Source organism: Streptomyces sp. NPDC014889 (assembly GCF_043081205.1).
Classification (GTDB): domain Bacteria; phylum Actinomycetota; class Actinomycetes; order Streptomycetales; family Streptomycetaceae; genus Streptomyces.
In genome coordinates this window covers 308,993-323,064 of the sequence record NZ_JBIBWH010000008.1, presented here as the reverse complement: position 1 = coordinate 323,064, position 14,072 = coordinate 308,993, and the positions used below count along the sequence as shown (strand labels likewise).

Annotated in this window: 9 protein-coding genes and 1 pseudogene; 3 read left to right on the top strand and 7 right to left on the bottom strand. The window is 71.2% G+C overall.

The annotated features are described in order from the left end of the window. Positions 1-485: 485 nt before the first annotated feature. The 4 genes from ACF09J_RS18400 to ACF09J_RS18385 all read right to left on the bottom strand — a co-directional run bounded on the left by ACF09J_RS18400 (position 486) and on the right by ACF09J_RS18385 (position 7,374). On the bottom strand, positions 486-2,615 hold the full coding sequence (locus tag ACF09J_RS18400) for a 3-hydroxyacyl-CoA dehydrogenase NAD-binding domain-containing protein (RefSeq protein ID WP_392306455.1): 2,130 nt from the start codon (positions 2,613-2,615) through the stop codon (positions 486-488). Then, positions 2,612-3,841: a thiolase family protein gene (locus ACF09J_RS18395; RefSeq protein ID WP_392306454.1), complete on the bottom strand. Its 1,230-nt coding sequence runs from the start codon at positions 3,839-3,841 to the stop codon at positions 2,612-2,614. The genes ACF09J_RS18400 and ACF09J_RS18395 overlap by 4 nt, the downstream gene beginning before the upstream one ends. Positions 3,842-3,958: 117 nt before the next feature. Further along, positions 3,959-4,987: a LacI family DNA-binding transcriptional regulator gene (locus tag ACF09J_RS18390; RefSeq protein ID WP_392306453.1), complete on the bottom strand. Its 1,029-nt coding sequence runs from the start codon at positions 4,985-4,987 to the stop codon at positions 3,959-3,961. Further along, positions 4,984-7,374 carry a glycoside hydrolase family 2 protein gene (locus ACF09J_RS18385; protein WP_392306452.1) on the bottom strand — a complete coding sequence of 797 codons (2,391 nt, stop codon included), beginning with the start codon at positions 7,372-7,374 and terminating at the stop codon, positions 4,984-4,986. The genes ACF09J_RS18390 and ACF09J_RS18385 overlap by 4 nt, the downstream gene beginning before the upstream one ends. Positions 7,375-7,551: 177 nt before the next feature. Between ACF09J_RS18385 and ACF09J_RS18380 the strand changes: the two genes are divergently transcribed. From ACF09J_RS18380 to ACF09J_RS18370, 3 genes and pseudogenes are all read left to right on the top strand, one after another. Beyond that, on the top strand, positions 7,552-8,871 hold the full coding sequence (locus ACF09J_RS18380; protein WP_392306451.1) for an ABC transporter substrate-binding protein: 1,320 nt from the start codon (positions 7,552-7,554) through the stop codon (positions 8,869-8,871). Next, positions 8,871-9,806: a carbohydrate ABC transporter permease gene (locus tag ACF09J_RS18375; protein ID WP_392306450.1), complete on the top strand. Its 936-nt coding sequence runs from the start codon at positions 8,871-8,873 to the stop codon at positions 9,804-9,806. Before ACF09J_RS18380 ends, ACF09J_RS18375 begins: the two co-directional genes overlap by 1 nt. Continuing rightward, positions 9,803-10,632: pseudogene (locus ACF09J_RS18370) on the top strand (carbohydrate ABC transporter permease). Before ACF09J_RS18375 ends, ACF09J_RS18370 begins: the two are co-directional and overlap by 4 nt. 66 nt (positions 10,633-10,698) lie before the next feature. On the opposite strand, the gene ACF09J_RS18365 reads toward ACF09J_RS18370, so the two are convergent. The 3 genes from ACF09J_RS18365 to ACF09J_RS18355 form a co-directional block, all read right to left on the bottom strand. Further along, positions 10,699-11,988, bottom strand: coding sequence for a ribonuclease D (locus ACF09J_RS18365; protein ID WP_392306449.1), 1,290 nt, complete (start codon positions 11,986-11,988; stop codon positions 10,699-10,701). 275 nt (positions 11,989-12,263) lie between these two features. After that, positions 12,264-12,926: a response regulator transcription factor gene (locus ACF09J_RS18360; RefSeq protein ID WP_100572546.1), complete on the bottom strand. Its 663-nt coding sequence runs from the start codon at positions 12,924-12,926 to the stop codon at positions 12,264-12,266. A gap of 342 nt (positions 12,927-13,268) precedes the next feature. Continuing rightward, complete coding sequence (locus ACF09J_RS18355; RefSeq protein WP_392306448.1) at positions 13,269-13,952, bottom strand: DUF3000 domain-containing protein; 684 nt, start codon at positions 13,950-13,952, stop codon at positions 13,269-13,271. Positions 13,953-14,072: the final 120 nt, after the last annotated feature.

Genomic DNA, 14,072 nt, shown 5'->3' with positions numbered 1-14,072 from the left:
GATGCGGTGCGCCAGAAAATGCAGATAACCATTGGCGCCCTGGGTGATCGACAGGTGACTCAGACCCGGAGGAACGGGGAAAAGCCGGGGCCCTTCCCACTCCGGCCCGCCGGGGCGTATCTCCGTCCAGCGCAGCAGGCCCTCGGGGGACAGGGTGAATATGGTGAGACGGCCGTCGCTTCCGCGGGTGAGCCATTTGCCTTCGACGGGACTCCCGGCCCTGTGCGCGGAAGTTGCCGCCTCATGACTCTCGACTCGGGGTGCGCGCCGCGGTGCCTTCGCTCTTCCCCCCATGATGTGCCGTCATTCCTTCCGTGGTCCCGAACGGCCTCCCCCTACGGTGACCAGGATTCGCCTATTGTAGGCCGAAAGCTTTCACATCCCTTCACTTCGTCTCTTCTTTGTAATTTCCGTTGCACGCCGATGCCCGGCACACTCACCGGTGTGCCGGGCACCTTCGTCGTCCGGAAACCGCGACGGGCGGGCTACGCCGGGACGCTCGCCACCCCCGCCTCCAGGAACCGCCTGCCGTTCACGCGTTCCGACACGCCCTCGCGGTCCAGGTACGGGGTGATGCCGCCCAGGTGGAAGGGCCAGCCGGCGCCGGTGATCAGGCACAGGTCGATGTCCTGGGCCTCGGCGACGACGCCCTCGGCCAGCATCAGGCCGATTTCCTCCGCGACCGCGTCGAGCACCCGCGCCCGCACCTGCTCCTCCGTCAGGACGGTGTCGCCCTGCTTCAGGAGGGCGGCGACCTCCGGGTCCAGCTCGGGGGCGCCGCTGTCGTAGACGTAGAAGCCGCGCTTGCCGGCCTCGACCACCGCCTTGAGGTTCGGGGAGACCGTGAAGCGGTCCGGGAAGGCCTGGTTGAGGGTCTCCGAGACATGCAGGCCGATCGCCGGGCCGACCAGTTCGAGCAGGACCAGCGGGGACATGGGCAGGCCGAGCGGCTCCACCGCACGCTCCGCCACGTCGACCGGGGTGCCCTCGTCGATGACGTTCTGGATCTCGCCCATGAAGCGGGTCAGGATGCGGTTCACGACGAACGCCGGGGCGTCCTTGACCAGGACCGCGGTCTTCTTCAGCTTCCTGGCCACCGCGAAGGCGGTCGCCAGCGAGGCGTCGTCCGTCCGCTCGCCGCGGACGATCTCCAGCAGGGGCAGGATCGCGACCGGGTTGAAGAAGTGGAAGCCGACGACCCGCTCGGGGTGCTTCAGCTTCGACGCCATCTCCGTGACGGAGAGGGAGGAGGTGTTGGTGGCGAGGATCGCGTGCGCCGGGGCGACCGCCTCCACCTCGGCGAACACCTTCTGCTTGACGCCCATCTCCTCGAAGACCGCCTCGATGACGAAGTCGGCGTCCGCGAAGCCCTCCGCCTTGTCCAGGACACCGGTCACCAGCGCCTTGAGGCGGTTGGCCTTGTCCTGGTTGACACGGCCCTTGGCGAGCAGCTTGTCGATCTCCGCGTGGACGTAGCCCACGCCCTTGTCGACGCGCTCCTGGTCGATGTCCGTGAGGACGACGGGCACTTCGAGGCGGCGCAGGAAGAGCAGGGCGAGCTGGGAGGCCATCAGGCCCGCGCCGACCACGCCCACCTTGGTCACCGGGCGCGCCAGGTTCTTGTCCGGGGCGCCGGCCGGGCGCTTGGCGCGCTTCTGCACCAGGTTGAACGCGTAGATGCCGGCCCGCAGTTCGCCGCTCATGATCAGGTCGGCGAGGGCCTCGTCCTCGGCGTCGAAGCCCTGCTGGAGGTCGCCGTTCTTCGCGGCGGCGATGATGTCCAGGGCCCGGTAGGCGGCGGGGGCCGCGCCGTGCACCTTGGAGTCGGCGATGAACCGGCCGCGTGCGACGGCCTGGTCCCAGGCCTCGCCCCGGTCGATCTCCGGGCGCTCGACCTCGATCTCGCCCTTGAGGACCGCCGTCGTCCAGACCAGCGACTGCTCAAGGAAGTCCGCGCCCTCGAACAGGGCGTCGGCGATGCCGAGTTCGTGGACCTGCCGGCCCTTGAGCTGCTTGTTCTGGTTGAGGCTGTTCTCGATGACGACGGTGACGGCCCGGTCGGCGCCGATCAGATTCGGCAGCAGCGTGCAGCCGCCCCAGCCCGGGACCAGGCCCAGGAACACCTCGGGGAGCGAGAACGCGGGGAGGGCCGCGGAGACCGTGCGGTAGGTGCAGTGCAGGCCGACCTCGACGCCGCCGCCCATCGCCGCGCCGTTGTAGTACGCGAAGGTGGGGACGGCGAGGTGCGACAGCCGCTTGAAGACCTCGTGGCCGCCCCTGCCGATGGCCAGCGCGTGCTCGCGCTCCTTGAGCAGTTCCACGCCCTTGAGGTCGGCGCCGACCGCGAAGATGAACGGCTTGCCGGTGATGCCGACGCCGACGATGTCGCCGTCCGCGGCCTCCTTCTCCACCTGGTCGATGGCCGCGTCCAGGTTGGCCAGCGAGGCGGGCCCGAAGGTGGTCGGCTTGGTGTGGTCCAGGCCGTTGTCCAGGGTGATGAGGGCGAAGCGGCCCGCTTCCCGGGGCAGGTCGAAGTGGCGTACGTGCGCCTGTGTGACGACCTCGCCCGGGAACAGCTCGGCCGCGCCCTTCAACAGCTCAGCGGTGGTGCTCACTTGTCGCCTCCGGCAGCGCTCTCGAAGTGGGGGTTCTCCCAGATGACCGTCGCGCCCATGCCGAAGCCGACGCACATGGTGGTGAGGCCGTAACGGACCTGCGGCTGCTGCTCGAACTGGCGGGCGAGCTGCGTCATCAGGCGGACGCCGGAGGAGGCGAGCGGGTGGCCGAAGGCGATCGCGCCGCCGTACTGGTTGACGCGCTTGTCGTCGTCCGCGATGCCGTAGTGGTCGAGGAAGGCCAGGACCTGCACGGCGAAGGCCTCGTTGATCTCGAACAGGCCGATGTCGGAGATCGACAGGCCCGCCTTGGCCAGGGCCTTCTCGGTGGCCGGGATCGGGCCGTAGCCCATGACCTCGGGCTCCACGCCCGCGAAGGCGTAGGAGACCAGGCGCATCTTGACCGGCAGGCCGTGCTCGCGGGCGAACTCCTCGCTCGCGACGATCGAGGCGGTGGCGCCGTCGTTCAGACCGGCCGCGTTGCCCGCGGTGACCCGGCCGTGCACACGGAACGGCGTCTTGAGGCCGGCCAGGTTCTCCAGGGTGGTGCCCGGACGCATCGGCTCGTCCGCCGTGACCAGGCCCCAGCCGGTCTCGCCGCCCTCCGGATCGGTGCGGCGCACGGAGATCGGGACCAGGTCGGCCTGGATGCTGCCGTCGGCGTACGCCTTGGCGGCCTTCTCCTGCGAGCGCACCGCGTACTCGTCGGCGCGCAGCTTGGTGATGTGCGGGAAGCGGTCGTGCAGGTTCTCCGCGGTCATGCCCATGAACAGGGCGGACTCGTCGACCAGCTTCTCGCTGACGAAGCGCGGGTTGGGGTCCACGCCCTCGCCCATCGGGTGGCGGCCCATGTGCTCGACACCGCCCGCGATGGCGACGTCGTACGCGCCGAACGCGACGGCGCCGGCGACCGTGGTCACGGCGGTCAGCGCGCCCGCGCACATCCGGTCGATGGAGTAGCCGGGGACCGAGGCGGGCAGGCCGGCCAGGATGCCGGCGGTGCGGCCGATGGTCAGGCCCTGGTCGCCGATCTGCGTGGTCGCGGCGACGGCGACCTCGTCGACCTGCCGCGGGTCGAGACCGGGGTTGCGGCGCAGCAGCTCCCGGATCGCCTTGACGACGAGGTCGTCGGCGCGAGTCTCGTGGTAGATGCCCTTCGGGCCCGCCTTGCCGAACGGGGTGCGGACGCCGTCGACGAAGACGACGTCCCTGACGGTACGAGGCACGATGGCTCTCCTCCAGGGTGCGGGACGGCACTGCCGCGCAGCGCTGAGCGCGCGCTCACCCCCATGCTACTCATGAGTAATGTAACTGCCCAGTCCCCGCGCCCACAGCGGCGAACGTCACACGTCCGGCGGTGCCGTCGAACCCCGCGGAGTCAGCACCGGAGTCGGCACCGGATGCGAGCCCGGACCCTCGTCGAGCAGGACCCCGAACAGCGTACGGGCCACGTCCGCGCCGAAGCCGTGCACGTCGTGGCTCATCGCGGACAGCGTCGGATGGGTCAGCCGGCACAGCTGGGAGTCGTCCCAGGCCAGCAGGGACACGTCGGCCGGGACCCGCAGGCCCATCTCCGCCGCCACCGACAGCCCCGCCACCGCCATGATGTCGTTGTCGTAGACGATCGCCGTGGGCCGCTCCGGCGGAGCCGCGGACAGCAGCGACCGCGTCGCCCGCGCCCCCGTCTCACCGGAGAAGTCGGTCGCCACCTGCCACGCCCCGGCCAGCTCCAGGCTCCGCGCCGCCGCGTCGAACGCCGCCGCGCGGATCGCCGTGTGCCCGAGGGCCGCCGCGCCGCCGACCCGGGCGATCCGCCGGTGCCCGAGCGCCGCCAGATAGCGCACGGCCTCGGTGACCGCGGTGGTGTCGTCGGTCCACACCGAGGTGAGGTCGCCGGTCAGCGACGGGTGTCCCACGGCCACCGCGGGCAGCCCGATTCGCCGCGCCACGGCCGGCCGGGGGTCGTCGGTGCGGAAGTCGACCAGGATCGAACCCGCGATCTGCCGGGCCTTCCACCACGTCTCCAGCAGGCCCGCCTCCTCCTGCGGCGCGCGCACGAGCCGCAGCAGCAGCGAGCAGGAGTGCTCGGCCAGGACGCTCTCCACGCCCGAGATGAACTCCATGTAGAAGGGTTCGAGCCCGAGCAGCCGGGCCGGCCGGCAGATGGCGAGCCCGACCACGTCCACGCGCGAGCCGGCCAGCGACCGGGCGGCCGGGTTCGGCGCCCAGCCCAGCTCGCGCGCGGCCCGGAAGATGCGGTCGCGGGTCGCCTCGGACAGACCCGGCTTGCGGTTGAAGGCCAGCGACACCGCCCCCTTGGACACCCCGGCACGGGCGGCGACGTCCTTGATGGTGACGCGGGGTGCCGTCATCGGGCGGGCTCCACGCAGTACAGGGCCGCCCGGACGGCTTCGGCCGCCTCCCGGCCGCCGGGGATCCGCCAGCCGTCGACCCCGATGGTCACCCGTTCACCGGGGAGCAGGGTGACCAGCCCCGTGTCCGCCCGCGCCGACGGGTCAAGACGGTCGGCCTGGAGCAGCAGGTCCCGCACCAGGGTGCGGGCGGTCACGGTGACCGCGCCCGGCGCCACGGACACGTCGAACTCCGGCCGCGGATAGGGGATGTCGCGGTCCGGCGCCGGGAAGTGCAGGGCGCGCAGGCCGTCCGCGTCCGCGACCAGGAACTCCTTCGGGCCGGCCGGCACCAGTTCGGGCGGCACGGCGACGTCCGCGACCGTGCGCGCCCCGGCACGCAGGGCCGTGTGCGTGGCGGCGACCACCTCGCCCGCCACGGACATCCGTCGCAGGGCGAGTTCTCCCGACCACGGCACGGCCGACTGGTTGACCGCGGCCAGCACCAGTCCGCCGTCCTGCTCCCTGAACGTCAGCAGCCGGTCCGCGTAGAGCCGTTTCAGCTCGTGGTACAGCGGCTTCTCCCGCCCGTCGCCGTCGATCGCCGCCCAGGACGTCACCGGCCAGCAGTCGTTGAGCTGCCAGACGACCGTGCCCGCGCACACCGGCCAGTGCGCGCGCCAGTGCTCGACGCCCGCGGCCACCGCGCGCACCTGGTTGAGCTGGGTGAGGTAGTGCCAGCGGCCGAAGTCCCCGTCGGGCACCACGAAGTGCGGGGCAAGTCCGCGTTCCAGCTTGCCGTTGCCGTCCTCGGCCTTCTGGTGGTGCAGCATGCCGGGGGAGTCCGGGGCGAGCTCCTCGCCGGGCAGGGCGCGCCGCAGGGTCGCGTACGCGGGCGGCGCCTGCCAGCCGAACTCGGCCACGAAACGCGGCACGCTGCGCCGGTAGTCCGCCCAGTCGCGCCGGTTCCACACCTCCCACGAGTGGTGCGTGCCGTGCGCCGGGTCGTTGGGGTGGTGCGCCCAGGATCCGGACCAGGGGCTGCCCGCCGTGTACGGCCGGGTCGGGTCCAGCTCGGCCACCACCCGGGGCAGCAGCCCCAGGTAGTAGCCCTCGCCCCACGAGTCGCCCGCGAGCTCCGGCTCCCAGGCCCAGTCCCTGAAGCCCCACAGGTTCTCGTTGTTGCCGTTCCACAGCGCGAGCGAGGGATGCGGCATCAGGCGTACGACGTTCTCGCGTGCCTCGGCCTCCACCTCACCGCGCAGCGGCTGCTCCTCGGGGTAGGCGGCGCAGGCGAACGGGAAGTCCTGCCAGACCAGCAGGCCGAGTTCGTCGCAGGCGTCGTAGAAGTCCTCGCTCTCGTAGATCCCGCCGCCCCAGACCCGGACGAGGTCGACTCCCGCCGCGGCCGCCTGGCCGAGCCGCTCCCGGTAGCGTGCGCGGGTGATCCGGGAGGGGAACACGTCGTCCGGGATCCAGTTGACGCCCCGTGCGAACAGCCGCTCCCCGTTGACCACGAGGGTGAAGCCGCTGCCGTGTGCGTCGGCCGAGGTGTCCAGCTCCACGGTCCTGAAGCCGATCCTGTGACGCCGTACGTCCAGCACCTCCGCGCCGTGCATCAGCGTCAACTCCAGCTCGTACAGCGGTTGTCCGCCGTACCCCCGGGGCCACCACAGGTCGGCGTCCGGCACCCGGAGCCGTACGACCGCGGCCGTCCCGTCGACGGCCGCCCGCGCCGGCACCCCGCCCATCCGCGCCTCGACGGTGAGTTCGGCCTCCGGGCGGGTGCGCTCCACCTCGATGTGCGCCTCGACCACGCCCGTGCCCTCCTCGACGGTGACGAGAGGGCGCACCCGGTCGATCCGGGCGGTGGACCACGACTCCAGCCGCACCGGGCGCCAGATGCCCGCCGTGACCAGGGTCGGCCCCCAGTCCCAGCCGAAGGAGCAGGCCATCTTGCGGATGTGGGCATAGGGCTCGGCGTAGGCGGCGGGCCGCTCGCCGACGTGTGCGCGCACGGCCTCCGCCTCGGTGTACGCGGAGTCGAAGCGCACCGCCAGGCGCCCCTGACGGTCCGTCACATCGAAGCGGTACGAGCGGTGCATGTTGCGCACCCGGCCCAGCGGTTCGCCGTCGAGGCTGAGCTCGGCGGCGGTGTCGAGCCCGTCGAGGACCAGGTCGGTCCGCTCGTGCTCCGAGCCGGTCTCCAGCCGCCTCTCGTACGTCCACTCCCGGCGGCCCACCCACGCCACGTCCGCCTCGTTCCGGCCGAGGAAGGGATCCGGGATCAGGCCCGCGGCCAGCAGATCCGTGTGCACGCAGCCCGGCACGGCCGCCGGGAGCGCCGCACCCGTGTCGTCGGGGTGCCGCAGGATCCATCCCTCGGTGAGCGGTGTGGCCAGAAGCATGCGCTCTCCCTAAACCGGTTCAACCCAACTGGTCTGCGGTGTCGCGGCGTTGGCGAGATTCGGACTTTACCGGTTGAGAAAGCGCTGTCAGAGTGCCGAACCAGCCAACCCGGCCGTCCGGCCGGGGCACCGGCCCATCCGCAGTGCTCGTCCGTCCGCAGAACGGAGCTGACGCACATGAACCGCCGCACTTTCCTCGCCGCCACAGCCCTGACCACAGCGGCCCTGTTGCTCGCCGGGTGCACCGGCACCGGAGGCGCCTCGAAGCAGCAGGACGCCCGGGCGCCGAAGGACCCCGCGAAGGTGAGCGGGACCATCACCGTCCTCACCCAGCGCACCGACCTGGTGCAGGACGGCACGATGAAGAAGTACGCCGCCGCGTTCAACCGGACGTATCCGAAGGTGAAGGTGGAGTTCCAGGCCCTCACCGACTACGAGTCCGAGGTCAAGATCCGGATGAACACCGAGAACTACGGCGACGTCCTGATGATCCCGGGCGTGATCAAGAAGAGCGACTACCCGAAGTTCTTCGCCTCGCTCGGCACCCGGGCCGAACGCGCCGAGAAGTACCGGTTCACCGACTTCACCACCGTCGACGGCAAGGTCTACGGGCAGAGCCCGATCGGCGTGATGCCCGGCTTCGTCTACAACAAGAAGGTCTGGGAGCGGGCCGGGATCACCCAATGGCCCACCACGTCCGCCGAGTTCCTGGCCGACCTGAAGGCCGTCAAGGACAGGACCGGCGCCATCCCGTACTACACCAACTTCGCCGCCCAGTGGCCGCTGACCTCCTGGACCTACGTCAACGGCTCCGTCCACTGCGACACCGGCGCGACCACGAAGCTGGCCGAGGGCGACCCGTGGGCGCGCAGCGCCGACCTGCGCGTCGGCGACACGCTGCTGTACGACATCGTGCGCGGCAGCCTGGCCGAGAAGGACCCGACCACCACCAACTGGGAGGCATCCAAGGCCCGGCTGGCCAAGGGCGAGATCGCCACGCAGTGGCTCGGCACCTGGGCGATCATCCAGTTCCAGGACGCGGCGAGGAAGGCCGGAGCCGACCCCGCCGACATCGGGTTCATGCCCTTCCCGGCCCGGACGGACGGCACGTTCTGCGGGGTCGTGGGCCCCGACTACAACCAGGCCGTCAACATCCACTCCCCGCGCAAGGAGGCGGCCCGCGCCTGGATCGACTGGTTCACCGACAAGTCCGGCTACGACAAGGACAACCTCGCCATCTCCCCGCTGAAGGACGCGCCCCTGCCGGCGGTCCTGGCGCCGTACCGGGACGCGGGCGTGAAGCTCATCGAACTGGACGACACCGCCGGCGCCCGGGTGAAGCTGATCGACGACGAGTCCGAGGTCGGCATCTACAAGCCCGGTTACCGGCAGAACCTCGTGGACCTCGCGCGCGGCGCCCGCAAGGGCAGCCTGGACGGCTTCCTCGGCGACCTCGGCGCAAAGTGGACCGCCGCGCGGAAGAACGCGGGGTCCTGATGACGGACACCGCCGCCAGACCGGCCGCGCCGCCCGTCGCCGCCCCGGCCGCCCCCGCCCCCCGCCGCGCGCGTGTGCGGCGGGGGCTGACCCCGTGGCTCTTCCTGCTCGCCCCGCTCGCGCTGCTGATCACCTTCACCTACGCGCCGGTTGCCAACATGGTCGCGTACAGCTTCACCGACTGGGACGGGGTGAGCCCCGAGCTGCACTACACCGGCGCCCACAACTACGCCGAGCTGTTCACCCGCCCCGAGCTGTTCGAGGTGTTCTTCGTCAGCGGCTACTACCTCGCCGCCTCAGCCGTCCAGATCGCCGCCGCCCTCTACTTTGCCACGGTGCTCAGCTTCGAGGTGCGGTTCAGGAACTTCTTCAAGGGTGTGCTCTTCTTCCCGTACCTGATCAACGGGGTCGCGATCGGCTTCGTCTTCCTCTACTTCTTCCAGGACGGGGGCACCCTCGACTCCGTCCTGGCCCTGTTCGGCCACCACTCCTCGCACGCCTGGCTGGGTACGCCCGTCTCCGCGAACACCTCGCTCGCCGGGGTCTCCGTCTGGCGCTACCTGGGCCTGAACTTCGTCCTGTTTCTGGGCGCGATCCAGTCCATCCCGGGGGAGCTGTACGAGGCCGCCGAGCTGGACGGGGCGAACCGGTGGCAGCAGTTCCGGCACATCATCGCGCCCGGTATCAAGCCGGTGCTGACCCTGACCGTGATCCTGTCCGTCTCCGGCTCGCTGTCGGCCTTCGAGATCCCGTACATCATGACCGGCGGGGCGACCGGCACCGAGACCTTCGTGATCCAGACCGTGAAGCTGGCCTTCCAGTTCAACAAGACGGGGCTCGCCTCGGCGGCGGCGGTCGTGCTGCTGCTGATCGTCCTGGCGGTGACCTGGGCGCAGCGGCGCCTCGTCCCCGACGACAGGGTGGACCTGGTATGACGCGCCGTATCGTCGCCCGGACGCTGGTGTACGTCTCGCTGGCCGCCGCGTCGGTGGTCGTGTTGCTCCCGCTCGGCGCGGTCCTGCTGACCTCGCTGAAGACACCGGAGGAGATGGCCGACGACGGCGGGGCGCTCACGCTCCCCGGCGATCTGCTGAACTTCAGCAACTACGGCACGGCGTTCCAGGACGGCCGGATGCTCTCCGCGTTCGGCAACACGGCCTTCATCCTGGTCTTCGCCGTCGGCGGCACGGTGCTGATCGGCTCGATGACGGCCTACGCCATCGACCGCTTCACCTTCCGCTTCAGGAATCTCGTGGTGGCGCTGTTCCTGGTCGCCGCGCTGGTTCCCGGGGTCACCACCCAGGTGGCGACCTTCCAGATCGTCAACGGCTTCGGCCTCTTCGACACGCGCTGGGCGCCGATCGCGCTCTACATGGGCACGGACATCGTGTCGATCTACATCTTCCTGCAGTTCGTCCGCTCCATCCCCCTGTCGCTGGACGAGGCGGCCCGCCTGGACGCGCCAACTCCTTCACGATCTACCGGAAGATCATCCTCCCGCTGCTGAAGCCCGCGATCGCGACGGTCGTGATCGTGAAGGGGATCACCGTCTACAACGACTTCTACATTCCCTTCCTCTACATGCCCTCCGAAGACCTTGGCGTGATCTCGACGTCCCTGTTCCGCTTCCGGGGCCCCTTCGGCGCCCACTGGGAGACGATCTCGGCGGGAGCGGTCCTCGTGATCCTGCCGACCCTGGTCGTCTTCCTGTTCCTTCAGCGCTTCATCTACAACGGCTTCATGAAGGGGGCGACCAGGTGAAGGGGGCGCCCAGGTAGGACGACCAGGCACGGCACCACAGGCGAGGGAGGAGGCGCCGGACAGGCCCTACACGCCCCGGGCCGCCAGCGCCTTCACCAGCACCGGCGTGACCTGCTCCACCTGCCAGGGCCGCGCACCGTACCCGGTGAGGGCGGCGCCGACCGAATCGGCGTCGGCGTCCTTCGGCGGCTCCCAGCACAGACGCCGCACGGCGTCCGGCGAGACGAGGTTCTCCTGCGGCATGTTCAGCCGTTCGGCCAGCTCCGACACCCCGGCCTTGGCCGCGGCGAGCCGTGCCGCCGCCACCGGGTCCTTGTCGGCCCACGCCCGCGGCGGAGGAGGACCGGTCACCTGCTGCCCCTGCTGCGGCAGCGCCGACTCGGGCAGGGCCTTGGCCCGCTCCACCGCGCTCTGCCACTGCTCGAGCTGCCGCCGGCCGGTCCGGTGCCCGAAGCCGTTCAGCGCGGAGAGCGCGTGCGCGCTGGCCGGCAGGGCGAGCGCGGCCTCCACGATGGCGGCGTCCGGGAGCACCTTGCCCGGCGAGACGTCCCTCCGCTGGGCGATCCGGTCCCGGGTCTGCCACAGCTCCCGTACGACGGCGAGCTGCCGCCTGCGCCGCACCTTGTGCATCCCGGAGGTGCGCCGCCAGGGATCCTTGCGCGGTTCGGCCGGCGGCGCGGAGGCGATGGAGTCGAACTCCTGGAGGGCCCACTCCAGCTTGCCCTGCCGGTCCAGTTCCTTCTCCAGGGCGTCGCGCAGGTCGACGAGCAGTTCCACGTCGAGGGCCGCGTAGCGAAGCCACGGGTCGGGCAGCGGGCGGCTCGACCAGTCGACGGCGGAGTGGCCCTTCTCCAGGACGAAGCCCAGCACCCCCTCGACCATCGCGCCGAGCCCGACCCGCGGGAACCCGGCGAGCCGGCCGGCCAGTTCGGTGTCGAACAGGCTGGTCGGCAGCATGCCTATCTCGCGCAGGCACGGCAGGTCCTGGGTGGCCGCGTGCAGCACCCACTCGGACCCGGACAGCGCCTCGCCGAGTCCGGACAGGTCGGGGCAGGCGACGGGGTCGATCAGCGCGGTGCCGGCGCCCTCGCGGCGCAGCTGCACCAGGTAGGCGCGCTGGCCGTAGCGGTAGCCGGAGGCCCGTTCGGCGTCGACGGCGACGGGGCCGGAGCCCGCCGCGAACGCGGCGGTCACCTCGGCGAGCGCGTCGGCGTCGGCGATCACGGGCGGGACGCCCTCGCGGGGCTCGAGCAAGGGGATCGGCGCCCCGGTACCAGAAGATCCGCCGTCTTCCGGAGGGGCGCCTCCGGTGGTTCGCAGTGAGCTGTCTGCTGCGGTCTCTTGGGCGTCGGTCACATGTCAAGAGTATCCGTGGATGGACGGCGCCCGCCGACGGAACGTTCCGTCGGCGGGCACCGGGGGGTCGTAAACCGGTCAGGCAGGTGAAACGTCCGGTGCACGACCGGCAGGGGGCACGCGCGGGGCGCGACCGGGGGGACGACGGGGAGGAGGGGACGTTTTCTCGGGCGGACGGATCGGGTGCGGAACGTGCTGGTGGGGGGTGGGGGGAGGGACGAGCGGGGAATCGCGGACGGGGCCGGACAATTCGAGAAAGAGGCTGGTCAGGGCGGTCAGTGGATGATGCCGGTCCGCAGGGCCACGGCGACCATGCCGGCCCGGTCGCCGGTGCCGAGTTTGCGGGCGATGCGGGCGAGATGGCTCTTGACGGTCAGTGCGGACAGGCCCATCGAGACGCCGATGGCCTTGTTCGACTGGCCCTCGGCGACCAGTCGCAGCACCTCGACCTCACGGCCGGACAGCTCACGGAAACCACCCGGGTGGCTCGGGGCACCCGGGGGACGGCGGTGCAGTCGGGCGGCCGCGGCGCCGATGGGGGCGGCGCCGGGCCGGGTGGGAAGCCCGACGTTGGTGCGGGTACCGGTGACGACGTAGCCCTTCACACCGCCCGCCAGGGCGTTGCGGACGGCGCCGATGTCGTCGGCGGCGGACAGGGCCAGGCCGTTGGGCCATCCGGCGGCACGGGTCTCGGACAGCAGGGTGAGCCCTGAGCCGTCGGGCAGGTGGACGTCGGCTACGCAGATGTCCCGAGGATTGCCGATACGGGGACGGGCCTCCGCGACGGACGACGCCTCGATGACGTCACGGACTCCGAGCGCCCACAGATGACGGGTGACGGTGGAACGGACGCGCGGGTCCGCCACGACGACCATGGCGGTCGGCTTGTTCGGGCGGTAGGCGACCAGGCTTGCGGGCTGCTCGAGGAGAACGGACACCAGGCCTCCTGGGGGGTGGGGGGACGGGGCCGGCTTGTGGGGATGAAGCCGGAAGAACCGTGCTTGCAAGGTCACAGTGGTCTTCGGCACCAAACCCGGTGTCCTTTAGAGAATGATCACGATCTGGTGACTGCCCGAGCGTTTAATTCGAACACGTTGGCGATAATCCGAAGGTCGAATCGGTTCGCTTGGGGCCGTTCGAGAGCGATACCTGCCTGAAAGTGGCCGTATCGACAAAGAAACGGCAAGAAGCCGGTAAGCCACCCGGACAGGTGTACGCGCATGGGTGAGGGGCCCGTCGTCAGCGAGGGTGCGGGACCGCCGTCGGCGGCCCGCCGGTGGTCAGCGCGGCTGCGGGCCGCGCCGCTGCGGCAGCGTCACCACCGAGGCGTCCCCGGGACCGGCCGGCGGCAGCCCGGCGACCTGGGCGAGCAGATCGCACCAGGACGCCAGGTGCGCCGCGGTGTCCGGCACCCCGCCCAGCCCCTCCCGGGGCGTCCAGGAGGCGCGGATCTCGATCTGCGAGGCGGCCGGGCGCGACGAAAGGCCGCCGAAGTAGTGCGAACTGGCGCGCGTGACGGTCCCGCTCGGCTCGCCGTACATGAGTCCGCCCGCCTGGAGCGCCCCGGTCAGCCACGACCAGCACACGTCCGGCAGCAGCGGGTCGGCGGCCATCTCCGCCTCCAGCTCCGCGCGCACCAGCGTCACCAGCCGGAACGTGCCCCGCCAGGCGTCGTGCCCGGCCGGGTCGTGCAGCAGCACGAGCCGGCCGTCGGCCAGGTCCTGCTCCCCGTCGACGACCGTGGCCTCCAGCGCGTAGGTGAACGGAGCGAGCCGCTGCGGCGGCGGCACCTGTTCGATCTCCAGTTGCGGCCGCAGCCGCGCCGCCCTCAGCGCGTCGACCGCCGCCCGGAACGGCGACGGAGCCTGAGCCGTCCTGCTCGCATCGCCGTCCCCCTTTCCCGGATCCTTCGGATCGTCCATTCCGCCAGTGCCGTCCGACAGTCGTCCCTGAGCCGCAGCCATGCCGGGAAGATTAAGGGGAACCGGGCCTCTGTGCAGGGCAAGACACCCCGCCGCCGTCGGCGGTGCCGTCCGGGACCGCACACCGGGGCCTTCGTGTCATCGGGGGCATGCGAGACTTGC

Bases quoted from the DNA above. Each gene is read 5' to 3' on its own strand.
- ACF09J_RS18375 (WP_392306450.1), top strand. From the start codon at position 8,871: ATGACGGACACCGCCGCCAGACCGGCCGCGCCGCCCGTCGCCGCCCCG.
- ACF09J_RS18390 (WP_392306453.1), bottom strand. From the start codon at position 4,987: ATGACGGCACCCCGCGTCACCATCAAGGACGTCGCCGCCCGTGCCGGG.
- ACF09J_RS18385 (WP_392306452.1), bottom strand. From the start codon at position 7,374: ATGCTTCTGGCCACACCGCTCACCGAGGGATGGATCCTGCGGCACCCC.
- ACF09J_RS18380 (WP_392306451.1), top strand. From the start codon at position 7,552: ATGAACCGCCGCACTTTCCTCGCCGCCACAGCCCTGACCACAGCGGCC.
- ACF09J_RS18355 (WP_392306448.1), bottom strand. From the start codon at position 13,952: ATGGCTGCGGCTCAGGGACGACTGTCGGACGGCACTGGCGGAATGGAC.